The following is a 19,000-nucleotide window of genomic DNA, read 5'->3' as shown; positions in this document are numbered from 1 at the left end:
ATCCTTAGTGGCCGATTCTAGCCATGCGACGGGATGGGATGCACGCGACCCGGCGGTATCGGTTCCCGCGCGGGCGCGGCGTTCGCATGGCAGGGCCAGGAGCAGGGACATGTGCCGCCGCACGTCGCGGCAGCACATCCGCGGCGGCCGTCCGGCCGCCGCGCGGATCAGAAATCGATGTCCAGGTTCACGTACACCGCGCGGCCCTGGATGCCATAGATGTTCTGGTAGAACGGATACCAGGTCATGCTCGCGTCCTTCGGCCCGTAGCGGTCGAACAGGTTGGTCACGTCCACGCCCAGGCGCATGTTGCCGGTGATCTTCTTCGACAGGCTGGCGTTCCACTGCACGTACGACGGCAGCTGCGCGCTGGCCTGGTAGTTGACCCGCGCGCCGTTGCGGTAGCCATACAGGCTCGCCGACCAGTCGCCGCGGTTCCAGCCCAGCGTCCAGTTGCTGCGCGAGCGGAACGCCAGCGGCTGGTTGCCGCAGCTGTAGGTCGCCGAGTAGGAGCAGCCCATGTAGTCCTGCCACGGATCACCGGCGGCGACCTGCACGTCGTAGCCGAGGGTGCGGCTGTACCCGGCATTCAGGCTGAAATCGCCAAGCGCGCCGCCGCTCCAGGCGTACTTCAGGCTCGCGTCCACGCCGCGGGTGCGCACGCCGGCCTGGTTGATCGCGTCCAGGAAATACTCGGTGACCTTGCCCGCCGCATCGCGCTGCACATAGGCCAGGTAGACCGCGCACGCTCCGGAGTTCGGATCGACCGGCGTGCCATCGACGCGCCGCCCGAGCAGGCAGCTGGCGTTCTCGCTCATCAGCGTGGCGGTGTCCAGGTACTGGCTCTTGCCCTTGAGGTCGATCTCCCAGTAGTCGGCGCTCAGCGACAGCCGTTCGCTGACGTCCCAGACGATGCCCAGTCCATTGGACGTGGCGGTCTCCTCGTGCAGACGGCTGTTGTTGCCGCCTTCCACGTACCAGGCGCTCTCGTGGTGGTCGGCACCGCACTGCGCCAGCCCGGCCGTGGTGGTCAGGTCCAGGCCGTCGAGGCGGCACAGGTAGTAGTTGGTGATGTAGTCGTCGTAACCGGTCACCGGTTCGCCATACAACCACATGATGTTCGGCGCCATGAAGCTGGTCTGCCGGCTTGCGCGCACCAGCAGGTTGTCGAACGGCCGCCATTCCAGGCTGGCCTGCCAGGTGATCGCGTCGCCGACGTCGGAGATGTCGTCGTACTTGTCCCAGCGCCCGGCGACATTGGCCACCAGGCGCTGCAGCAGCGGGATGCGGAACTCGACGCCGGCACCGTAACGGTCGCGCGGCCCGCCGCCGGATACGCCGGTATGGTTGAAGGTCTTGTCGGCGCCCGCATACGTGCCCAGGCTGCGACGATCCGGGCGCAGTTCGTACCTGGAGTGCGATGCCTCGAACACCGACGCCATCTCCACGTCGCCGGCCGGCAGCGCGAACAGCGTGCCGCCGAGGACGAACTGCGCCTGCGCGGTCTGCGACAGGTTGCGGTTGCGGATGGTATCCACCATCGACGCATACTGCTGCGGGGTGATCGGCCCGAACAGCACCGATGGATCGATGCGGTACAACGGAGCGCCGTCGACCTGGCTTAGCGCCTCGCCGAACAGGTAGCGGTGCACGCGGTCGGTGATCAGCTGCTTCCAGCTGCTCTTCATCTCGTCGCGCGACAGGCTGAGGCTGGCATCCCAGTCGAAACGCGCGCCGATGGTTCCGCGCACCCCGGCATTGGCGCTCAGGGTGGTCTCGTCCCACAGCCGCATCGGCGCGCCGCCGATGTCGTTGGGGTCGAGCGCGCGCCAGTATTCGAACTGGCCGATGTCCACGTCGTACGCGCTGCCCGCGTTGTACAGGTACATGCTGGTGCGGTGCGCGGCCTCGCTGCGCGAGCGCTGCACCAGCACCTGACCATAGCCCTGCAGCGCGTCGCTGAAGCGGAAGTTGCCCGACACGTAGGCCGAGGTCTTGTCGTACTTGTTGGCCAGGGTGTCGCCGTCGTAGTAGTTGGCGTTGCCGCAGGCATAGGGCCGTGCGGCACTGGCCGAGCCGTACATCGGGAAGTAATTGCGCCCCAGGCTGCGGCAGGTGTGCTCCAGCGCCGCGGTGGCCGTCGCCGGATCGACATCGCCGGCGTACAGCAGGCGGCCATCCTGGCCCAGCCAGTAATAATCGTTGTAGCCGGCATCCATCAGCGCGGTATCCAGCCCGAAGGTCGGGCGGCTGGTTCCGGCGTTGCCCGGGGCGTTCATGCCGGTGCGGATGATGTTGCCGCGCTGCCAGGAGAAGATCGGCTCGCGGTTGAGCTGCTCGAACGCGTAGGTGATGCTGCCACGGTCCCAGGCCTTGCCGCCGCTGAACTGGAACTGGGCGGTATCGCCGCCGCCACGGGTGGTGGCGCCGCCGCGCACGCGCAGGTGATCGCCCTCCCAGTTGTCACGGGTGACGATGTTGACCACGCCGGCCACCGCATCGGAACCGTAGATCGCCGAGGCACCGCCGTTGAGCACCTCGATGCGTTCCACCACCACCGCCGGAATGCTGCCGACGCTGACGCCGGTGGAGGCCGCGCCGGAACTGGCCGCGTACTCGGTCATGCGCTTGCCGTTGAGCAGGATCAGCTGATAGCCCACGCCCAGTCCGCGCAGGTTGAGGAACGCGGCATCCGGTTGCGAGGCGCTGGCGTTGAACTCGCCACCGACGACATCGCCGTTGAACTGGGTCAGCGTCTGCAGCGTTTCGGCCACGGTGCTGTAGCCCTGCTTGCGGATGTCCTCACTGGTGATCACCACCACCGGCGACGGGCCTTCGACCGCGGCGCGCTTGATGCGCGAACCGGTGACCTCGACCTTGTCCAGCGTACGCGCGGCATCGCCGCCATCGGCCGGGTCGCCGGCCGCTGCCGGCGCCGCCTGCTGCGCTTGTGCGGCACCTGCGGCCGATGCCACGGCCGGCAGCGCCAGGGCCATGAGGACCGCCATTGACAGGCGGCGGTGCTGCGGTTGTTGCGGGCCAATGGACATCATGGTTCGTCTCCCCGTTGCTCGGCATGGTTCGGCTGGAAGGCACTGCGGCGATGGCGATCTGTCGCGATGGACGGTGTTGCCTGCGGTCCGGGCACGGCAGCGGATCGCGGCGCTGCGACAGGCAGCGCCGGGAAGCAGTACCGGACCCGGATGCGTTCCGGTCGCATGGCGGCCCTGCGGGCACGCTTCCCCGGAACATGCCAGCGATCCTAGGCGCGACATCGCCTGCCACGCATCGGGAGAAACCCCGATTGTTCGCATGCCGCGGCCGCTTCGATGGAAGCTGTCCCACCCGGTTCGGGGCAACGACGAAAGCGCCTGGAAAAAGACGTCGCGCAGTGCCTGGATGCGCTCGCGGATGCGGTATCGTTGCCGCGGCCCGCGCATGTCGCAGCAGCGCGCGGGCTCCCGATGCGCTTCTGCGCTTCGCCCTGCAGATCGCGGCATCCGCGGACATCGCCGCGCACGATGCACACCACCACCTTCTCGAACAGACCGGGGAAAAGATGAAGATCCAGGCACCACGCATGGCCGTTCTCGCACTCGCACTGTTTTCCACCGGAACCGCGCCGCCGCTGCGCGCCGCGCCCGGCGCCGGCGACCGGCACGGTTGCGATGCGGCTGCGGTATCGGCCAGCACGCAGGCTCAGGCCAGGCGCGAGGCGTTCGACGCGGCGATGCGCGCGCATGGCATTCCCGGCGCGCAGCTGATCCACACCCGCGATGGAATCTCCGAGGCGTACTGCCATGGCGTGCTCAACGCCCGCGCGGCGGCCACGGTCGGCGACGACACCGTGTTCCAGGCCGCTTCGCTGTCCAAGGTCGTGGCCGCCTACATCGCGCTGCGCCTGGTCGACGCCGGAAAGCTCGATCTCGATACGCCGCTGTGGGACTACTGGCAATCGCCCAGGACCAGGGACAACCCGCTGGCACGGCGGATCACCACGCGCATGGTGCTGGCCCACACCAGCGGCCTGCCCAACTGGCAGATATCACCGTCGAACCCGGCCATCGATGGCACGCCGTTGGAGAGCCGGTTCGCGCCCGGCGAGCACTACGCCTACTCCGGCGAAGGCTTCTACCTGCTGCAGCGCACGCTCGAGCACATCACCGGCAGCAGCTGGAATGCGCTGGCCTCGCGCGAGGTGTTCTCGCGGTTCGACATGCCCAGCAGCAGTTACCTCACCGACCCGGCGATGCGCGCGCGCAACGCCACCGGCCACGGCAAGGACGGCACGCCCGCAGCGGAGCGGGTGTTCGGCTGGGAGAACACCGCATGGACCCTGGTCAGCAATGCGCATGACTACGACAACTTCATCCACAAAGCGCTGTACCGCGGCGAAGGACTGAAGCCGGCCACGCATGCGTTGCTGTTCACACCGGCCAGCGATGCCGACGATCCGGCGTCGCCGGGCCCGGCCGATGCGTTCATCGCCTGGGGCCTGGGCGTGGGACTGCAGGACGCCGATGGCCGGCGCCTGGCCTGGCACTGGGGCGACAACCCCGGCTTCAAGGCCTTCTTCATGCTCGACCCGGCCAGCGGCGAAAGCCTGGTGCTGTTCACCAACAGCGAGAACGGGCCCGCGACCTACAAGCAGGTACTGCGCGCGTTCATGGGCCCGGGCAGCTACCCGGCCGTCGACTGGTCCAGCGCGCAGGATTGACCGCAGGCACCGGGCCGGTTGCAGGCGTACGCCGCGACCGGCCCGTGCGTGGCGATCAGGCGTCGTTCAACCCCACACGGCAGGCGCAGGCATCGACATGCGCCCATGCTGGTAGACAATGCCGCCCGGCCAGTCCTCGGCCTGCAGCCAGGGACCATCCAGGTCGCAGACTTCGCACAGCTGTGCGAGCACCATGCCCGGCGCGACCGATACCGATCCGCCCAGCATGCATCCCACCATCAGCCGGAAGCCCGCCGCGCGCGCCGCCGCGGCCAGTTCCAGCGCGGCGGTCAGGCCACCGGTCTTGTCCAGCTTGATGTTGACGAACTGATAGCACCCGACCAGGCCGGCAAGGTCCTCGCGCGTGGACAGCGCCTCGTCGGCGCAGACCGGGATCGCACCGTCATAGCCGCGCAGCCCGTCGCCATGCGCCACCGCCACCGGCTGCTCCAGCAGGTCCACCGCGAACGGCTGCAGGGCCGGCACGTAGGCCCGCAGCTCCTCCACGCTCCACGACTGGTTGGCGTCGACGATCAGCCGCGCCCGCGGCGCGCCGCGACGCACCGCGGCCACCGCCTCCAGCGGCGAGCCCTTGCCCACCTTGATCTTGAGCCAGGGGTAACCGGCATGCGCGCGCGCGGTAGCCTCGTAGGCGGCGATGTCGCGGATGCCGATGGTCACTGCGCTGTCGACCGGCCGCCAGTCGGCAATGCCGGCGCGGGTCCATGCCGGCACCCCGCTTTGCTTTGCCTCCAGGTCCCACAGCGCCGCATCCAGCGCATGCCGGGCACCGCCGGCAGGCAGCAACCGCAGCAGTTCGTGGCGGTCGCAGCCCCGTTCCAGCGCCGGGCGCACCTGCTCGATCTGCGCGAGCATGCTTTCCGGGGTTTCGCCGTGGTAGCCGACGCCACCGGCCTCGCCACGGCCGACCCGGCCGTCCTCGTGCAGTTCGACGATGACCACGCGCGCCTCGCTGCGCACGCCGCGGGCGATGGCGAACGGCTCCCTCAGTTTCCAGGCATGCGGCCTGGCATGCAGCGTGCGCATGGCCACGGCCTCAGCCCATGATCGAGGCCAGCGCCCGGTCCAGGGGGCTGCGCATCGGGTCGAAAGCCGGCACGCCCAGCTCGCGCTCGGCACGCTCCAGAGCCTCCTGCGCGGCAGCGTCGTCCATCGCCGAGGTATTCAGGCTCACCCCGACCAGGCGCGCGCCGGGATTGGTCAGGCGCGCGGCCTGCAGGTACAGGTCGCGTGCCACCGCCAGCCCCGGCACCGGGTAATCCGGCCAGCTGACCAGGTGCGTGCGCAGCGGGTCGTGGCACAGCACCAGGCCGTCGGCCTGCGAACCATGCAGCAGGCCCAGGGTCACGCCGGCATAGGCCGGATGGAACAGCGAGCCCTGGCCTTCGATCAGGTCCCAGTGGTCGGGCGCGGCGTCGGGCGAAATGCACTCGGCCGCGCCGGCGATGAAATCGGCGATCACCGCATCCACCGCGATGCCGGCGCCGGCGATCATGATGCCGGTCTGCCCGGTCGCACGGAAATCGGCATCCACGCCCTGCCCACGCATCGCCCGGGCCAGCGCCAGCGCGGTGTACTTCTTGCCCAGCGCGCAGTCGGTACCGACCATGGCCACGCGCTTGCCGCTGCGCCGCTTGCCGGTGGCGCGCGGCAGGTTGTCCGGGGGCCGGCGCACGTCCACCAGGCGCACGCCCGAACGCAGTGCCGCCTGCGCCAGGCCGGGCACCGATTCCAGCGGCGTGTGCAGGCCGCTGACGATGTCCAGGCCCGCCTCCACCGCGGCGATCAACAGCGGGCTCCAGTGCGCGGGAATGCGCCCGCCGACCGGGGTGACGCCGATCACCAGCGAGCGCGCGCCGGTGGCGGCCGCGGCAGCCGGGTCCAGTTCCGCCAGGCCAAGGTCGATGGTGCCGCCAGGCAGTCGCGTCTGGCCGATGCAGTCCTGCGCGCTCCAGTCGCGCAGGCCGAAGGCGGTCTTGGCCTTGAGCGGATTGGTTTCCTCGCCCAGGAACAACAGGTAAGGCATGTGCAGGACCACCCTGGCCGGCGTCGCGCTCATGGCCGGGCCTCCACGGGTACCTGCTGCCGCTCGTTCGTATGTCGCATGCTTGCCACCTTTTTCCCGGGCCGGAACTGATCGTCGCCATTCGACCATACCGGGTGTCGCGCCGAATCGGGAAAAACCCGCATATTCCCGGCCGGGCACCGCCGTCGCCAGCGCGCGATGCGCGCCGCTTGCCAGCACCACGGGCCGCTGCTACATAGCCACGATGCCATTCGCCGCCTGCCTGCGGGCGAGGCCGCCGCCACGCCGTCCGCACCTTCCCGGAGACGCCATGCTGATGCTCGATGCCCCACCCTGCGCGCGCGCCGATGGCCTGGCGTCCGCGCGCGCGGCGCTGGTGAAGGCGCTGGACATGGCGTCGCTGTGGCAGGCCTGCGCGGCGCTGATCAACGCGACACTGCCGTGCCATTCGTGCAGCCTGCTGTTCGATATCGACGGCTACCAGCCGCTGCAGGGCCGGCACCACCTGGCCACGGCCGGCGACGACGGGGCCCGCCTGGTCACCAGCCTGGAAGTGGCCGCGCCCTACCTGGATGCCAATCCGCGGATCCGCTGGTACACGTTCTCGCAGATCGCATCGCAGGACGCGCTTGCGCCCGAACGGCTCAAGGCGCAGAACCCGGCGCCGGCCTGGCGCGAGTTCATCCACCTGGCATTCTGGGACGGCACCCGGCTGGAAGCGGTACTGAGCATCCGCATCCTCACCGCCCACACCGAGCTGTCCGACGCCGAACTGGCGTTCCTGGCCGAGCTGTATCCGTTGCTGGATGCCAGCCTGCAGCGCGTGCGCATGCTCGAATCCGACCGGTTGCGGCACAAGGCCGTGGAAGACCTGCTGTACGAACTGCCGCTGGCCGCACTGCTGGTGGACGGCAACCTGGCACCGTCGTACATGTCGCGCGAAGCCAAGCGCATCTGCCGGCGCTGGAGCGCCGATACGGAACGCGACGGCTGCCTGCCGCGCGCGATCGAGGCGCCGCTGCGCCGCTGGATGGAGGGGGCCGCAGGCACCGCCGCGGCGCCCGGCCAACGCGCCAGCTTCATCCTGGCGCATCCGCAGCGCCCGGCGCAGACCCTGCGCGTGGAGATCAGCTCGGCGCCCGGCAATTCATTCCGCCACGCCCAGCACCTGCTTGTCCTGGCCCCGGACGGGGACACCGACGACGTCGCCGAGGCCGCCGCCGCGCGCGCCCTGCCCCTGCTCAAGTGCCTGTCGCCAAGCGAGCGCAAGGTGGCCGGGCTGGTCGCCTCGGGGCTGCGCAACGACGCCATCGCCGAACGCCTGTGCCGCTCGCGCAAGACCATCGAATCGCAGATCAGCTCGATCTTCCGCAAGTTGAACGTCAGCAACCGCACGCAGCTGGCGCGGCTGCTCAACTGAATCATCGCGGCCGCGCGCCCACTCCGGCGCGCAGGCGGCCGCAGCGGCGGGTCAGCGTGGCGCCGGCGCCGCCAGCTGCGCGCGTCGCACCGCCTCCAGCACCGGTGCCAGCGGCAGCGCCGCCGCGGTGCCGCGGTGTCCGTGCACGGTGTGGGCGCGGAACAGCGAGTTGACGATGGCTTCCTCGGTCGCTTCGGCAGCGGCCTGGAACAGCGGCGACATGGCTTCGCCGGCCAGGCTGCGCGCCGGCTGCAGCGCCCGGTCCGGATCGCGCAGGTTCTCCTTCGCGGTGGAGAAGGCGATGACGTAGTCGCCCGAGCCGTTGGACATCACCGAACCGGTGCGCGCCAACCCGACCAGCGCCCGTTTCGCCAGGCGCTGCAGCTGCGCCGCATCCAGCGGCGCATCGGTGGCCACCACCAGCATGATGCTGCCGTCGCCGGTGCTCGGCGGCGGCACCGCCAGGCTGCGCGCATACGCGGCCGGGTCCGGCAACACCTTCCACACCGGCACGCCGGCGATGGTCAGCTCGCCGCCGAAATTGCTCTGCACCAGCACGCCGACCGTGTAGCCGCCATCGCCGGCAGGCAGCTGCCGCGAACTGGTACCGATGCCGCCCTTCCAGCCGAAGGCGACCGTACCGGCGCCGGCGCCGACATCGCCTTCCTCGACCGCGGCATGCGACGGCGTGGTCAGCGCGCGCTCCACCAGCGCCGGGGTCAGCGGCCGCGCACGGATGTCGCTGAGGTAACCATCGTTGGTCTCGCCCACCACCGGGTTGATCGAGCGCACCTGCTCCATGCCCGGCTGCCGCAACAGCCAGTCCGCCGTCGCGTCGGCGACCTTCCAGGTGCTCAGCGTGCCGGTCAGCAGGATCGGCGTTTCCAGCTCGCCCAGTTCCTGCACCTGGGTGATGCCGGCCAGCTTGCCGTAGCCGTTGCCGACCACGATCGCCGCCGGCACCCGCTGCCGGTACAGGTTGCCGGGATGCGGCAGGATCGCGGTGACCCCGGTATGCAGGCGCGTGCCCTCGCGCAGGGTGGCGTGGCCGACGCCGACCCCGGCCACGTCGGTGATCGCATTGTGCGGCCCGGTCGCCAGCGTACCGATGACCACGCCGGCCTCGCGCGCACGTGGCCGCTGTTCGGCGGCGGGCGTGGCCGATGCGGCGCCGGCGGCGACCAGGGCGAACAGCAGGGGGGACCAGCGCTTGATCATTCGACGGCTCCAGCAGGACACGGGGACATGGCGGCACGGTACAGGAAGCCTCCCGCCTGCGGTCACGCATGGCAGGCAGGGCCGGGTTCGCCGGCCGCACCGGTGCGATGCTGGCGCCGGAACGACGCCGGCGCATCGGGAAAAATCCTGATTCTTCCCTGGCAGGGCGCCGCGCCTGCCGCCGCGCGTCAGTGCGTGCGGCGATGCTCGTACCAGCCGCGCGAGCGATTGACGATGTGGACCACGGACAGCATCACCGGCACTTCGATCAGCACGCCGACCACCGTGGCCAGTGCCGCCCCCGAATGGACGCCGAACACGCTTACCGCGGTGGCCACCGCCAGCTCGAAGAAGTTGCTGGCGCCGATCAGCGCCGAGGGGCCGGCCACGCAGTGGGCCACGCCCAGGCGGCGGTTGAGCAGATAGGCCAGCCCCGAGTTGAAATAGACCTGGATGAGGATGGGCACGGCCAGCATCGCGATCACCAGCGGCTGGGCCAGGATCTGCCGGCCCTGGAACCCGAACAGCAGCACCAGCATCAGCAGCAGCGCTGCCAGCGACAGCGGGCCGAGCCGGGCCAGCCAGCCGTCGAGCCGCCGTTGCCCGCCGTTGCGCATCACCCAGGCGCGCAGGCCGGTGGCGATGATCACCGGCACCACGATGTACAGCCCCACGGAGATGGCCAGCGTCGCCCACGGCACCGTGATCGAGGAAATGCCGAGCAGCAGCGCGACCAGCGGCGCGAACGCCACCACCATGATGGCGTCGTTCAAGGCCACCTGGCTGAGGGTGAACGCCGCGTCGCCGCGGCACAGGTTGCTCCACACGAACACCATCGCGGTGCACGGCGCGGCCGCCAGCAGGATCAGCCCGGCGATGTAGGAGTCCACCTGGTCGGCCGGCAGCCAGGGGCCGAAGACGTGGCGCAGGAAGAACCACCCCAGCAGGGCCATCGAGAACGGCTTCACCGCCCAGTTGATGAACAACGTGGTGCCGATGCCGCGCCAGTGCCGGTCGACCTGGCGCAGCGCGCCGAAGTCGATCTTCATCAGCATGGGCACGATCATCACCCAGATGAGCGCGGCCACGGGCAGGTTCACCTGCGCCCACTCGATGCTGCCCAGGTGAGCGAACGCCGATGGCCAGCGATGGCCCAGCAGCGTGCCGGCCACGATGCACAATGCCACCCACAGGGTCAGGTAGCGCTCGAAGAACCCCATGCGGGGTGCAGCGTCACTCACCGGCTTCGTCCTCGGCCTCGACAAAGCCAATCTTGTCCAGCGCGATCCTGAGCTGCGCACGGTCCTCCCAGACCGACGAAGGAAGCGCCAGGAAGGCCATCAGCCGGGCCTGGATGACACGATGGGCCTGCCTGAACGCCGCACGCTTGTCGTCGTCGCTGCCCGCGGCCGCCGCCGGGTCAGGCAGCCCCCAATGGGTGCGCAGGAAATCCCCGAACACCACCGGGCAGGTTTCGGCTGCTGCCGAATCGCACACCGTCACCACCAGGTCCATGCGCGGCGCCCCCGGCGTGGTGAACTCGTCCCAGGATTTGCTCCGCAGCCCGGCGGTGGAAATGCCCTCGGCCTGCAGTTGGGTCAAGGCGAACGGATTCACGGTGCCGGTGGGCTGGCTGCCGGCGCTGAACACCTTGAATCGGTTGCCGGCCCAGGCGCGCAGCGTGGCTTCGGCCAGAACGCTGCGGGCGCTGTTGCCGGTGCACAGGAAGAGGACGTTATGGGTCATGGCGAGGACGTCATGTGGAGGAAGGCGGTGCGTTGCAGGAGAACGGCCGCCCGGTCAGCAGCCGCAGGCAGGATCGGTCACCGGTGCGCATTCGGCATTGCCCGAACCCGCGCAGCAGTTGTGGGTGAGGTACTGGATCAGGCCATTCATTGCCTGGAAGTTGGCGCGATAACAGACGTAGCGGCCCTGGCTCTCGCTCTCCACCAGGCCGGCATGCACCAGTTCCTTCAGGTGGAAGGACAGCGTCGCGCCGGGGACCTCCAGCGCCTGGCCGATATCCCCGGCCATGCGGCCTGCAGGACCGGCTTCGACCAGCAGGCGGAAGGCCGCCAGCCGGGTGGCGTGGCCCAGGGCGGTGAGCGCGGCGATTGCATCTTTTGTTTCCATTTTTCTAGAATAATGGAATGAATGAATCCGGACAATCCCCCTTCGACCTTCCCGCGCACCTGGACACGCGCCTGCTGCCGCCGCCCGCGCCACCGCTGGCCGACGGCCACGGCGAGGCACGGCGCCCGCGCATCCTCATCCTGTACGGCTCGCTGCGGCCGCAGTCGTACAGCCGCAAGCTGGCCCTGGAAGCCGAACGCATCCTGCGGTATCTCGGCGCCGAGACCCGGGTGTTCGATCCGCACGACCTGCCCATGCTCGACAGCGTGGACAAGCAGCACCCCAGGGTGCGGCAACTGCGCGAGTGGTCGCAGTGGTCCGAGGGCCACGTCTGGGTGTCGCCCGAACGCCATGGCACGATCACCGGCGTGTTCAAGAACCAGATCGACTGGCTGCCACTGGAAGACGGCAGCGTGCGGCCGACCCAGGGCAAGACCCTGGCGGTGATGCAGGTCAGCGGCGGCTCGCAGTCGTTCAACGTGGTCAACACGCTGCGCGTGCTGGGGCGCTGGATGCGCATGCTCACCATCCCCAACCAGTCATCGGTGGCCAAGGCCTGGCAGGAGTTCGACGACGACGGCCGCATGAAGCCCTCGCCCTACTACGACCGCGTGGTGGACGTCATGGAAGAGCTGGTGAAGTTCACCCTGCTGGTGCGCGGCCACGGCGAGCATCTGGTGGACCGCTACAGCGAGCGCAAGGGCGCGGAGGAAGCGCGACGCATCTCGCGGGCGGCCGCGGTGACGGAATAACGCCGCGCTTCGGCGGCGCGCCGACCGTACCACCTGCATATCGCGCCGCAGCGCGCGGCGCAGGGCGTATGAAAAAAGGAAAAGCCCCCGGCAACGAGGGCTTTTCTCGAGAACGAGCAGGCGATCTAGCGCCTGGGTCAGAACGGAATATCGTCGTCGGCGAAGTCGTCCATCGGCGGCGGGGCCGGCTGCTGGGCGGGCGCCTGGCGCTGCGGGCGCTGGCCGTAACCGCCGCCGCCCTGGTCCTGGTTGCCATAGCCACCGCCCTGCGGGCGCGGGGCCGACTGGCGCTGCGGGCGTTCGCCGCCGCCGTAACCGCCACCCCCACCGCCGCCACCCTCGCCACGGCCGCCGAGCATCTGCATCTCGTTGGCGACGATGTCGGTGGTGTACTTCTCCACGCCGTCCTGGCCGGTGAACTTGTCGTAGCGGATCTCGCCCTCGACGTAGACCTGCGAACCCTTGCGCAGGTACTCGCCGGCGATCTCGCCGAGCTTGCCGAAGAACACCACGCGGTGCCATTCGGTGCGTTCCTGGTTGTTGCCGTCGCGGTCCTTGCGCACGCTGGTGGTGGCCAGGCTGATGCGGGTCACGGCCATGCCGCTCTGGGTGTACTTCACGTCCGGGTCGTTGCCGAGGTTGCCGACCAGGATGACTTTGTTGATGCCGCGGGCCATGGGATTCGCTCTTTGCGTTGTGTGCCGGGATATGTGCCGGCTGCAGCCGGCATCCGTGGGTCCCGGTGCAGGCGCCGGGAGGGAACGGGACATGGGATGGTAACAACCCATCCCGTTCCCGCCCACCCTGCCGCCTCAGCCGGCGTCGTTTGCCGACAGGCTGGCGAGGTAGTTGCCTACATCGCCGGGCCATTGCCGGAAGTGCATGGCAAGGGCGGCGGTGTCACCCGCGAACAGCGCGCGGCTGGCCTCCTCGAAGCCCGGCAGGTCCCCGGCCAGCACCCGCATCGCCTGGTACTGCGCCTCGCGGCGCTGGCGCAGGTCGCCGGCCCCGTCGTCCGCCCGGCGCGCCTGCTCCACCAGCCGGCGCAGGGCCGCAGAGGCCCCGCCGGGCTGCGCAGCCAGCCATTCCCAGTGGCGCGGCAACAGAGTGACTTCGCGCGCCACCACGCCCAGCCGCGGGCGCCCGCGCTCCCGCGTGGCGGGCACTCCGGCGGCATCGGCCGGCGGGAAGCGCGCCCGCAGCCGTTCCAGCACCTGCGCGACGTCGCCGCGCAGGTCCAGGTCCACGCTCTGCCCGCTGCGGTCGTCCAGCAGCAGCAGCGGGCGCCCGTCCGCGCCGGTGCCCGCGCGCGCGACAGCCTCACGCACCACGTCGCGCAGCTCACCGCGGACCAGCAGCCGACGGCCTTCGAACAGGGCATGGGGGGCCTTCAGGGGATCGTTCATGCATCGGCTCCATATTTGACCCGGGTAATATTGCCATCGTATTTTTACCCGGGCAATATCATCCACTCCTTCAGGACCCGCATCCCATGGACAAGCTCCAGCGCCGGCAGCAGATCGCCGACTACAAACGCCGCGCGATCCGCAGCGGCATCTACCACGTGCGCTGCACCACCAGCGGCGAGCGCTGGGCCGGGCCGGCCCCGGATCTGTCCACCATCGGCAACCGGCTGTGGTTCACCCTGCGCATGGGCAACCACCCGCACCGGCAACTGCAGCAGGCCTGGAACCAGCACGGCGCCGGCGCGTTCGAGTGGCACGAGGCGCACGTGCTGCAACACGACCCGGACCTGCACGACTTCGAGCGCACGCGCCTGCTGCAGGACGCGCTGGCCGAGGTCTGCCGGCGGACCGGCGCCACGGCGCTGCGCTGATCCGGCGCGGCGGGCGCGGCCGCCGGTGGCACATGGCATGATGGCCGGCACCTTCACCTTGCCGGTCATGATGGTCATCAAGGGCAAAGCCACGTCACTGGATATCGCGCACATGGCCGGCGTTTCGCAACCGACGGTGTCGCGCGCCCTGCGTGGCAGCCCGATGGTCAACGCCGACACCCGCCGGCGCATCCTGGAGATCGCCCGCCAGCTCAACTACAAGGTCGACAAAAACGCTTCCAGCCTGCGCTGCCAGCAGTCCGGCACGCTGGCGCTGCTGTTCTTCGAGGACCCGACCCCGGACGACTCGCTAATCAACCCGTTCTTCCACTCGATGCTGGGCTCGATCACCCGCGCCTGCGCGTTGAGGGGGCAGGACCTGCTGGTGTCGTTCCAGCAGCTGTCCAGCGACTGGCACGCCGATTTCGAGGACAGCAACAAGGCCGACGGCATCATCCTGCTCGGCTACGGCGACTACCACCAATCGGTCGAGCGGCTGCAGCGGCTGGTCGAACAGGGCACGCATTTCGTGCGCTGGGGCGCGGCCCTGCCCGGCCAGCCCGGGGTGTCGGTGGGCAGCGACAACTTCCAGGGCGGTTTCGACATCACCGCGCACCTGCTCGACCAGGGCCGGCGCCGGATCGCCTTCCTCGGCCATGCCTCCAGCCATTACCCGGAATTCCAGGAACGCTACCGCGGCCACGCGCAGGCGCTGCGCGCGCGCGGCCTGGAGCCGGAGCCGGCGCTGCAGCACGACGCCATCACCACCGAAGAATCCGGCCACGCCGCCTGCGCCGCCCTGCTGGCCGGTGGGCAGCGTTTCGATGCGGTGTGCGCGGCCAGCGACCTGATCGCCATCGGCGCATTGCGCGCGCTGCGCGAGCACGGCCTGCACATTCCGCGGGACGTGGCGGTCACCGGCTTCGACGACATCCCGCTGGCGGCGTCGGTGTCGCCGGCGCTGACCACGGTGCAGCAGGACACGAAACTGGCCGGGCACCTGCTGGTGGAGAAGCTGCTGGCGCTGATCGCGGGCGAGCCGGTGGACAGCCAGAGCATCGCGGTGAAGCTGGCCCTGCGCGAGTCGTCGCAGGCGCGTCGGTGACCTGATCGTGGCCGGGCCACCCGGGCATTGCCTAGGCAGCCGGCCCGGATCTCAGCCGAAGTCCCTGAGCAGCTCGCCCACGCCCGAAGGCGCTATCTCGAAGCCCAGCGACGTGCCCGGGTTCACCACCACGCCGTAGCCGCCCGGCACCCGGCGCAGCACGTCCAGCATCAGCCAGCGCAGCGTGTGCGGCGCCTGCTGGGTATGGATGCCGACCCGCGCCATGTCGGTGAACACCGCCACGTGCAGCACGCCCTGCTTGTCGAACAGCAGCGGATCGAAGCCGCTGCCGTCGGGGGTGACCCGGCTGCCGGTGAGCAGCACCACTTCCGAGGCGACGAAGCCCTGCATGAAGGCCTTGATCGGCAGCGTGCCCTCCATGGCCGCCTTGAGCAGCGTTTCGAGCGGGTTCTGCGGGGCAGGCGTGTCCATGGCGGCAGGCATCGGGCGGGGCCGGGATTGTACCGTCGCAGCGCCCCCTGCCGGCCCCTGCCGGCGCCAATACCGGCGCCGGCACCGCGTGTCAGCGGGCCAGGCGTGCGTCGCGCGCGGCCTGGTCGGCCATCGCCGCGTCCAGCCGTGCCTGCAGCGCCGGCTGCCGCACCCCGGCGTCGAGCACGAACACCTTGACCCCATGTGCCGGCAGCGTCGCCTTCAGCACATCGCGCACCACCTGGGTGCCGCCATCGAGCGCATCGCGCCAGGTGCCGGCCTGCAGGTAGCGGCGCACTTCGAAGGCCTGCGCGGTGTCGCCCTTGTTGAGCAGCACCAGTGCGGTCTGCGCGGTCCGGCCATGCTGCAGCACGCGGTAGAACACGGCCTGGTCGCCCTGCAGGCGTTCGTTGACCTGCAGGCCGCGCTGCAGTGCCGGCATGGCCTCGCGCAGGCGTGCGATGCGCTGCAGCGGGGCGAATATCGGGCTGCGTGGCGCCGTGGCGATGCGTTCCTGGCCGAAGTAGGCGCGGTTGCCGGCGTGTTCGGCGCGGCCGCGCATGAAGCCGGTTTCCGAACCGTAGTAGAGCACCGGGATGCCGCGTGCGGTGAACAGCCAGTTGTGCGCATCGATGAAGCCGGTGTCGCTGGCGTCCAGCCGCGCCATGTCATGGTTGTCGTAGAACGTCATCAGCGCGTATGGGTTGGCATACGGGCCGCCTTCCAGATGCAGCGGTCCGGCCAGCGCCTCGTAGCCCTTCCCTTCCCTGCCGAACACCGCCGACACCGCACCGCGCAGCGGGAAATCGAGCACGCTGACGTTGGCATTGGCCGGCCAGGTGTGCTCGGCGATGCGCGCGGCGTCGTAGTCGAAGGCCTCGCCGAACATGAACATGCCCGGGTGCGCGGTGCGGATGCGCTGGACGAAGGCATGCCACCACGGATGCGGCAGCCAGCCGATGGTGTCGATGCGCAGCGCGTCCACGCCCTGTGCCGTCCACTGCAGGTAGGCACCGACCAGGTAGTCCATCACCGCCGGGTTGTCCTGGTTGAAATCGGACAGCTCGGCCAGGTTGCCGTCGAAGATCGACCCCTTTTCGCCATCGACCGGGCCGATGGTGTTGTAGAAGGCATGCAGCGGGTTGTGCCGCGGGTCCAGCTGCTGCGGCGGCAGGTTCTGGTGGTCGGCCACCAGCCGGCCCTGCGCGTCGAACAACTGGCCGAACTGCGGCTGCCGCACCGGCATCGTCCATGCCGGCGAGCCGTGGTTGCCGACGATGTCCAGCACCACCTTCAGGCCGGCATCGTGCAGGCCGCGGGTGAGCCCGGAAAAATCCAGGTCCGCGCTGGGCAGGTGTTCGTCCAGCCGGTAGAAATCGATGCCCCAGTAACCGTGGTAGCCGGTCTTTCCGCGGTCGGTCAGGCTGCTGCTGCAGGTGACCGGGCGGCTGCCGGTGAACGCCTGGTCGGGGTTGTCGACGATCGGCGTGATCCACACCGCGCCGAAGCCGAGGTTGCGGATGTACTGCGCATTGTCGAGCACGCCACGGAAATCGCCGCCCAGGTAGCCGATGTTGCCGTCGATGCCGTCCGCGCAATGCACCGGGATGTCGAAGGTCGGGTGCGCGCCACCCTGGTCGCGGTGGTCGTTGGCCGGGTCGCCATTGACGAAGCGGTCGGTGACCACGAAGTACACCGCGTCGCTGGCGAACGGCTCGGTGGTGCCGACATAGTCCGGGCGCGAGGCGGCTGCCGCGGCACCGGCCAGCAGCACGAGGGAAAGGGCCGCGGCAAGCCGGGCCATCGACAGACACGCATGCATCACACCACCTCCGGACGCGACGGAACCCGCAGCACGCACAGGCCGGCCACGAACAGGCTGCAGCCGCCCAGCACCAGCACGTGCATCGGCACACCCCCCAGCCACGCGCGCAGGGCGAAACCGAGCGCGCTGGCGGCCACCAGCTGCGGGATCACGATGAAGAAATTGAAGATGCCCATGTACACGCCCATCTTCGCCGCCGGCACGCTGTCGGACAGCAGCGCGTACGGCAGCGACAGGATCGAGGCCCAGGCGAAGCCGACCCCGACCATCGACAGCAGCAGCCACTTCGGGTCGCTGATGAACATCAGCGAGACCAGCCCGGCGCCGCCCAGCCACAGGTTGAGCAGGTGGCTCCCGCGCAGGCCGAGGACGCGCACCATGGGCGGAATGGCCAGCGCCGCCAGCGCGGCGAAGCCGTTGTAGGCACCGAACAGCACGCCGACCCAGTTGGCGCCTTCGTTGTAGGCGGCCGATTGCGGATCGGTGGAGCCGAAATGGGTGCCGGCCACTGCCGCGGTGGTGTAGATCCACATCGCGAACAGCGCGAACCACGAGAAGAACTGCACCCACGCCAGGCGCCGCATGGTGGCCGGCATCGCACGCAGGTCGCCGACGATGGCCGCCAGCATGTGCGTGCCCGGCAGCAGCCGCGCCAGCGCCAGCAACACGCCGTAGGCGGCGCACAGCCCGGCCAGCACGTACAGCATTCTGTCGCCCTGGCGCCAGGCGATCAGCATCGCCAGCGCGGTGCCGAGCAGCAGCCAGGCCGCGGCCTGCGCCCACGACGGCGCGCCACCGGCCGCGGCGCTGCGGTGTGCGCCGGCCGGCTCGGCATCGTCGAACGCCGCCAGCTCCGCCGGCGTGTACTCGCGGGTACTGAACACCGTCCAGGCGATCGCCGCCAGCAGCACCACCGCGCCGAAATAGAACGCGTAGCGCACCGTGTCCGGCACCTCGCCCGGCGCGGCAGTGTTGGCCACGCCCCAGCGCGCCAGCAGAAACGGCAGCAGGCTGGCGACGATGGCGCCGACGCCGATGAAGAAGCTCTGCATCGCGTACCCGGCCGGGCGCTGGCGCGGCGCCAGCTGGTCGCCGACGAAGGCGCGGAACGGCTCCATCGACACGTTGATCGAGGCATCCAGCACCCACAGCGTGCCGGCGGCGATCCACAGCGTCGGCGAGTTGGGCATCACCAGCAGCGCCAGCGTGGTCAGTACCGCGCCGAGCATGAAGAACGGCCGGCGCCGCCCCCAGCGTGTCCAGGTGCGGTCGGACAGGTAACCGACCACCGGCTGCACCAGCAGCCCGGTCAGCGGCGCGGCGATCCACAACCCCGGCACCGCGTCCATCGACGCGCCCAGCGTTTCGAAGATGCGGCTGGCATTGGCGTTCTGCAGCGCAAAGCCGAACTGGATGCCCAGGAACCCGAAACACATGTTCCATATCTGCCAGAACGACAGCTGCGGTTTGCTTTTCATCAAGCGCTTCCCCCTCCGGGAATCACGGATGCGATG

At 69.7% G+C, this 19,000-nt stretch carries 17 protein-coding genes; 5 read left to right on the top strand and 12 right to left on the bottom strand.

All coding sequences use genetic code 11. The features are described 5' to 3' along the window. Positions 1 to 167 precede the first annotated feature (167 nt). A complete protein-coding gene (locus tag F0P95_RS08910; protein ID WP_182333757.1) occupies positions 168 to 2,996 on the bottom strand; it encodes a TonB-dependent receptor plug domain-containing protein in 2,829 nt (942 codons plus the stop codon). Positions 2,997 to 3,580: 584 nt separating this feature from the next. Here F0P95_RS08910 and F0P95_RS08905 point away from each other — a divergent pair. Continuing rightward, positions 3,581 to 4,717 (top strand): serine hydrolase domain-containing protein, encoded by a 1,137-nt coding sequence (locus F0P95_RS08905; protein ID WP_182333755.1) that lies wholly within the window; start codon positions 3,581 to 3,583, stop codon positions 4,715 to 4,717. 66 nt (positions 4,718 to 4,783) lie between these two features. Here F0P95_RS08905 and dgcA read toward each other — a convergent pair whose 3' ends face one another. Further along, on the bottom strand, positions 4,784 to 5,764 hold the full coding sequence (dgcA, locus tag F0P95_RS08900; RefSeq protein WP_182333753.1) for an N-acetyl-D-Glu racemase DgcA: 981 nt from the start codon (positions 5,762 to 5,764) through the stop codon (positions 4,784 to 4,786). A gap of 10 nt (positions 5,765 to 5,774) precedes the next feature. Then, complete coding sequence (locus F0P95_RS08895) at positions 5,775 to 6,797, bottom strand: N-acetyltransferase DgcN family protein (protein ID WP_182333751.1); 1,023 nt, start codon at positions 6,795 to 6,797, stop codon at positions 5,775 to 5,777. A 277-nt stretch (positions 6,798 to 7,074) separates the two neighbouring features. Here F0P95_RS08895 and F0P95_RS08890 point away from each other — a divergent pair, with 277 nt between their 5' ends. After that, positions 7,075 to 8,184, top strand: coding sequence for a helix-turn-helix transcriptional regulator (locus tag F0P95_RS08890; protein ID WP_182333749.1), 1,110 nt, complete (start codon positions 7,075 to 7,077; stop codon positions 8,182 to 8,184). Between the two features lie 51 nt (positions 8,185 to 8,235). On the opposite strand, the gene F0P95_RS08885 is transcribed toward F0P95_RS08890, so the two are convergent. The 4 genes from F0P95_RS08885 to F0P95_RS08870 form a co-directional block, all read right to left on the bottom strand. Beyond that, positions 8,236 to 9,402, bottom strand: coding sequence for a DmpA family aminopeptidase (locus F0P95_RS08885; RefSeq protein WP_182333747.1), 1,167 nt, complete (start codon positions 9,400 to 9,402; stop codon positions 8,236 to 8,238). A 188-nt stretch (positions 9,403 to 9,590) separates the two neighbouring features. Continuing rightward, positions 9,591 to 10,622, bottom strand: a complete 1,032-nt coding sequence (gene arsB, locus F0P95_RS08880) for an ACR3 family arsenite efflux transporter (RefSeq protein WP_182336892.1) — start codon at positions 10,620 to 10,622, stop codon at positions 9,591 to 9,593. 13 nt (positions 10,623 to 10,635) lie between these two features. Continuing rightward, positions 10,636 to 11,148, bottom strand: a complete 513-nt coding sequence (locus F0P95_RS08875; RefSeq protein ID WP_182333745.1) for an arsenate reductase ArsC — start codon at positions 11,146 to 11,148, stop codon at positions 10,636 to 10,638. A gap of 54 nt (positions 11,149 to 11,202) precedes the next feature. Continuing rightward, positions 11,203 to 11,535 carry an ArsR/SmtB family transcription factor gene (locus F0P95_RS08870; protein WP_182333743.1) on the bottom strand — a complete coding sequence of 111 codons (333 nt, stop codon included), beginning with the start codon at positions 11,533 to 11,535 and terminating at the stop codon, positions 11,203 to 11,205. Between the two features lie 17 nt (positions 11,536 to 11,552). Between F0P95_RS08870 and arsH the strand changes: the two genes are divergently transcribed. After that, on the top strand, positions 11,553 to 12,287 hold the full coding sequence (arsH, locus tag F0P95_RS08865; protein ID WP_182333741.1) for an arsenical resistance protein ArsH: 735 nt from the start codon (positions 11,553 to 11,555) through the stop codon (positions 12,285 to 12,287). Positions 12,288 to 12,424: 137 nt separating this feature from the next. On the opposite strand, the gene F0P95_RS08860 is transcribed toward arsH, so the two are convergent. Beyond that, a complete protein-coding gene (locus F0P95_RS08860) occupies positions 12,425 to 12,964 on the bottom strand; it encodes a single-stranded DNA-binding protein (RefSeq protein WP_054664025.1) in 540 nt (179 codons plus the stop codon). A 135-nt stretch (positions 12,965 to 13,099) separates the two neighbouring features. Further along, positions 13,100 to 13,693, bottom strand: a complete 594-nt coding sequence (locus F0P95_RS08855; protein ID WP_182333739.1) for a DUF2239 family protein — start codon at positions 13,691 to 13,693, stop codon at positions 13,100 to 13,102. Positions 13,694 to 13,779: 86 nt separating this feature from the next. On the opposite strand from F0P95_RS08855, the gene F0P95_RS08850 reads away from it, so the two are divergent. Both F0P95_RS08850 and F0P95_RS08845 read left to right on the top strand, forming a co-directional pair. Continuing rightward, on the top strand, positions 13,780 to 14,124 hold the full coding sequence (locus F0P95_RS08850; protein WP_182333737.1) for a GIY-YIG nuclease family protein: 345 nt from the start codon (positions 13,780 to 13,782) through the stop codon (positions 14,122 to 14,124). 70 nt (positions 14,125 to 14,194) lie between these two features. Then, positions 14,195 to 15,229 carry a LacI family DNA-binding transcriptional regulator gene (locus F0P95_RS08845; RefSeq protein WP_182336890.1) on the top strand — a complete coding sequence of 345 codons (1,035 nt, stop codon included), beginning with the start codon at positions 14,195 to 14,197 and terminating at the stop codon, positions 15,227 to 15,229. 51 nt (positions 15,230 to 15,280) lie between these two features. On the opposite strand, the gene F0P95_RS08840 is transcribed toward F0P95_RS08845, so the two are convergent. The 3 genes from F0P95_RS08840 to F0P95_RS08830 all read right to left on the bottom strand — a co-directional run bounded on the left by F0P95_RS08840 (position 15,281) and on the right by F0P95_RS08830 (position 18,964). Next, complete coding sequence (locus tag F0P95_RS08840; protein ID WP_182333735.1) at positions 15,281 to 15,661, bottom strand: SseB family protein; 381 nt, start codon at positions 15,659 to 15,661, stop codon at positions 15,281 to 15,283. Positions 15,662 to 15,752: 91 nt separating this feature from the next. Then, positions 15,753 to 17,483: an alpha-amylase family glycosyl hydrolase gene (locus tag F0P95_RS08835; protein WP_232528662.1), complete on the bottom strand. Its 1,731-nt coding sequence runs from the start codon at positions 17,481 to 17,483 to the stop codon at positions 15,753 to 15,755. Further along, a complete protein-coding gene (locus tag F0P95_RS08830) occupies positions 17,483 to 18,964 on the bottom strand; it encodes an MFS transporter (protein WP_182333733.1) in 1,482 nt (493 codons plus the stop codon). The genes F0P95_RS08835 and F0P95_RS08830 overlap by 1 nt, the downstream gene beginning before the upstream one ends. Between the last annotated feature and the right edge of the window lie 36 nt (positions 18,965 to 19,000).

Origin of the sequence: Stenotrophomonas acidaminiphila (assembly GCF_014109845.1) — a bacterium.
In the GTDB taxonomy this organism is placed as follows: Bacteria; Pseudomonadota; Gammaproteobacteria; order Xanthomonadales; family Xanthomonadaceae; genus Stenotrophomonas; species Stenotrophomonas acidaminiphila.
The sequence above is the reverse complement of the archived record's forward strand: the minus strand, read 5'-3'. Positions and strand labels throughout refer to the sequence as shown.

Coding starts and splice junctions, on each gene's coding strand:
- F0P95_RS08910 (WP_182333757.1), bottom strand. CDS start 2,996: ATGGCCCTGGCGCTGCCGGCCGTGGCATCGGCCGCAGGTGCCGCACAA.
- F0P95_RS08905 (WP_182333755.1), top strand. CDS start 3,581: ATGGCCGTTCTCGCACTCGCACTGTTTTCCACCGGAACCGCGCCGCCG.
- dgcA (WP_182333753.1), bottom strand. CDS start 5,764: ATGCGCACGCTGCATGCCAGGCCGCATGCCTGGAAACTGAGGGAGCCG.
- F0P95_RS08895 (WP_182333751.1), bottom strand. CDS start 6,797: ATGAGCGCGACGCCGGCCAGGGTGGTCCTGCACATGCCTTACCTGTTG.
- F0P95_RS08890 (WP_182333749.1), top strand. CDS start 7,075: ATGCTGATGCTCGATGCCCCACCCTGCGCGCGCGCCGATGGCCTGGCG.
- F0P95_RS08885 (WP_182333747.1), bottom strand. CDS start 9,402: ATGATCAAGCGCTGGTCCCCCCTGCTGTTCGCCCTGGTCGCCGCCGGC.
- arsB (WP_182336892.1), bottom strand. CDS start 10,622: ATGGGGTTCTTCGAGCGCTACCTGACCCTGTGGGTGGCATTGTGCATC.
- F0P95_RS08875 (WP_182333745.1), bottom strand. CDS start 11,148: ATGACCCATAACGTCCTCTTCCTGTGCACCGGCAACAGCGCCCGCAGC.
- F0P95_RS08870 (WP_182333743.1), bottom strand. CDS start 11,535: ATGGAAACAAAAGATGCAATCGCCGCGCTCACCGCCCTGGGCCACGCC.
- arsH (WP_182333741.1), top strand. CDS start 11,553: ATGAATGAATCCGGACAATCCCCCTTCGACCTTCCCGCGCACCTGGAC.
- F0P95_RS08860 (WP_054664025.1), bottom strand. CDS start 12,964: ATGGCCCGCGGCATCAACAAAGTCATCCTGGTCGGCAACCTCGGCAAC.
- F0P95_RS08855 (WP_182333739.1), bottom strand. CDS start 13,693: ATGAACGATCCCCTGAAGGCCCCCCATGCCCTGTTCGAAGGCCGTCGG.
- F0P95_RS08850 (WP_182333737.1), top strand. CDS start 13,780: ATGGACAAGCTCCAGCGCCGGCAGCAGATCGCCGACTACAAACGCCGC.
- F0P95_RS08845 (WP_182336890.1), top strand. CDS start 14,195: ATGGTCATCAAGGGCAAAGCCACGTCACTGGATATCGCGCACATGGCC.
- F0P95_RS08840 (WP_182333735.1), bottom strand. CDS start 15,661: ATGGACACGCCTGCCCCGCAGAACCCGCTCGAAACGCTGCTCAAGGCG.
- F0P95_RS08835 (WP_232528662.1), bottom strand. CDS start 17,483: ATGCATGCGTGTCTGTCGATGGCCCGGCTTGCCGCGGCCCTTTCCCTC.
- F0P95_RS08830 (WP_182333733.1), bottom strand. CDS start 18,964: ATGAAAAGCAAACCGCAGCTGTCGTTCTGGCAGATATGGAACATGTGT.